Here is a 3,049-nt window from a genome sequence, read left to right as displayed (position 1 = left end):
GCTGCACTCGCCCTCGAACCGGGCCGGATTGTCACGCGTGCGAGGCTGGTGGACTGGATTTGGGGGCAACGGCCGCCCGCGGACGAAGTGAATGCCTTGCAGGCGTTGGTGTCCAGGCTGCGCAGGGTGTTGCCGGACGGTGTGATCGAGGCGGACTCCGGCGGCTACCGGCTGGCCGCGGCTCCTGATGCCGTGGACGTGTGCCGGTTCGAGCACCTGGTCGGTCAGGCCCGTGCGGCCGAGCCTGCGGCGCGGGCGGATCTGCTGCGCTCGGCCTTGGCATTGTGGCGCGGTACGGCCATGGCGGACATCGCACTGCAGGACAGCGATGCGTTCGACGCCGCGGTCGCGCGTCTGGACGAACTCTACGTTGCCGCGCTCGGGGATCGGGTGGATGCGGATATTCGCCTCGGCCGTGGCTCGGAGCTGGTCTCCGAGCTGACCGAGCTGGTTGCCACGTATCCGCTGCGGGAGGGGTTCGTGGCGGCCTTGATGCGAGCGCTCGCCGAGGCGGGGCGTGGGAATGAGGCGTTGACCCTGTACCAGCGGACGCGCGAGCGGCTCGCTGAGGAGTTGGGCACCGATCCCTCGGCCGAGCTTTCCGCGCTGCACACCGCGTTGCTGCGAGGCGAGCTGGGCGAGCGGGCGGAGAACCGCAGGACGAACCTGCGCGCCGAGCTGACGAGTTTCGTCGGCAAGGACGATGACATCTCCGCGGTCGCCGCTCTGGCCATCAAGCACCGGCTGGTCACCTTGACGGGGCCGGGTGGCTCCGGCAAGACAAGGCTGGCCACGGAGACCGCGCGGACGATGCTCGCCGAGCTGCCGGATGGGGCGTGGCTGGTCGAATTGGCCTCGGTGCAGGCAGGCGGTGAGCTGGCGCAGGCCGCCCTTACCGCGATCGGCCTGCGTGACCAGCCATTGCTCGGTGATGCGCGGGGTGGGGAACCGATGGATCGGCTCATCGCCGCGGTCCGAGAGCGCGCGATCTTGCTGGTCCTGGACAACTGCGAGCACGTGATCGAGGCGGCCGCGGCTTTCGCGAATCGGCTTCTGGGGGAGTGCCGGAGGCTGCGGATTCTGGCCACGAGCAGGGAACCGCTCGGTATCACCGGGGAGATGCTGTGGCAGGTCGAGCCACTCGAGCCGCCCGCGAAGGGAGCGGACCCCGCCGAGGTCGGGTCCTCGCCCGCGGTGCGGCTGCTGCGGGACCGCGCGGGTCTGGTGCGCAAGGACATCGGCTCCGACGCGCACACCTTGTCGGCCATGGCGCGGATCTGCCGGGCGCTCGACGGGATGCCGCTGGCGATCGAACTGGCCGCGGCACGGCTGCGCACCATGTCCATCGATCAGCTGGCACATCGGCTCGATGACCGATTCCGTCTGTTGACCAGCGGCAGCCGTACGGCGCTTCCCCGGCACAAGACGCTGCGCGCCGTCGTGGACTGGAGCTGGGATCTGTTGACCGAGGCCGAACGTGGCGTGCTGCGGCGGCTCTCGGTGTTCTCCGGAGGGGCGAGCCTGGAAGCGGCCGAACGGGTGTGCGGGGACGACGCGTACGCCGGGGAGCAGGTGCTCGACGTGCTGACCGCGTTGATCGAGAAGTCGCTGCTGCTCGCCGACGGCGAGGGCACGCCGCGCTACCGGATGCTCAACACCATCAGGGAATACGCGGCGCACCGGCTCGCCGAAACCGGGGAGACCGAGCCGGCGCGCCGGGCGCACCTTGCCTACTTCACCGAGCTGGCCGAGACGGCCGATCCGCACCTGCGCCGGGCCGAGCAGCTGGAATGGCTGGCCACGCTCGAGGCCGAGCACGACAACATCAGTGCGGCCCTGCGATGGGCGATCGCCGAGGGATGGGCCCAGGAGGCGATGTGGCTGGTCGGGGCCGCGGGCTGGTACTGGTATCTCAGTGGGCACAGGGCCGAGGGCACAGAGTTGAGCATCGCGGCGGCCTCGCTGCACGGTGAGGTGCCCGATGAGGTGCGGGCGATGGCGTACACCATCGTGACAGTGTTCCTGACCTCCGGGCCCGGCCGCGATCAGTATCAAGCGCAGGAATGGATCCACGCGGCGCACCGGTTCACCCAGCGCAGCGGGTATCGCCACGCAATTCTCGGGTTCGTCGCGCTGTGGGAGCGGATGCTGCAGGAGCCGACGGATTTCCTGCCCGCGTTCGAGCCGCTCATCGCCGACCACGATCCATGGGTGCGCGCGCAGGCCAGGCTCACTCGTGGCCGGCTGCGGCTCACGCACATCGCCGACGAGACTGACGTGGACAGCGACATCGAGATCGCCCTCACCGAGTTCCGCACGCTGGGTGACCGGATGGGGATCTCCTTGGCGCTGACCTTCCTGGCCGATCGGCTCGCCACGCGCGGCGAGTTCGCACGCGCGTGTGAGCACTACGAAGAGGCGACTGTGGCGCTGACCGAGGTAGGCGCGACCGAGGACGTGGTCAGCCTGCGGGCACGGCAGGCCCAGCTGTACTGGCTGCTCGGCGATGAGCGGTCCAGCACGTCCGCCATGATCGAAGCGCAGCGGTACGCAGGCGAAATCGCCTGGCCGGACACGCTTGCCGAGCTGGAGCTCTCGAAGGCGCAGCTGGCGCGCTGGCGCGGCGAGCCGGACAAGGCACACCAGCACCTGGCCATGGTGCGGGCGATGCTGGACAACGAGGAACTGAGCGACTTGACCCGCGCCAAGACCATGGACCTGTACGGCTACCTCACCGAGGACCTCGAGAAGGCCCGCGCGCATCGGAGCGAGGCGATCCGCGCGGCTGTGGAGACGACGTATCCGCCGCTGATCGCCGAGATGTTGGTCGGGATCGCGGATCTCGCACTGCGCCAGGGACAGTACGAGCAGGCCGCGCGATTGCTCGCGGCAAGCGACGGCGTGCGCGGTACGCCGGATCATTCACAGCCGGATGCTTCCAGGATCGCCGCGGACGCGCGCAGTCGCCTCGGTGAAACCGTGTTCACCGAGGCGACCCGTGCTGGTGAGCGGCGGGATTGGCGTGAGCTGGCCGAGATCACGCTCGCTT

The 3,049-nt window shown here is 69.5% G+C and carries 1 protein-coding gene; it reads left to right on the top strand.

All coding sequences use genetic code 11. The features are described 5' to 3' along the window. Window positions 1–48: 48 nt before the first annotated feature. A partial coding sequence (locus EJK15_RS68525) for an ATP-binding protein (RefSeq protein ID WP_476739217.1) occupies window positions 49–3,049 on the top strand: 3,001 nt, incomplete at its 3' end.

Source organism: Nonomuraea basaltis, from assembly GCF_005893125.1.
GTDB lineage: Bacteria > Actinomycetota > Actinomycetes > Streptosporangiales > Streptosporangiaceae > Nonomuraea > Nonomuraea basaltis.
Note: the sequence above shows the minus strand (reverse complement) of the source record. Positions and strands in the feature narration are given on the sequence as shown.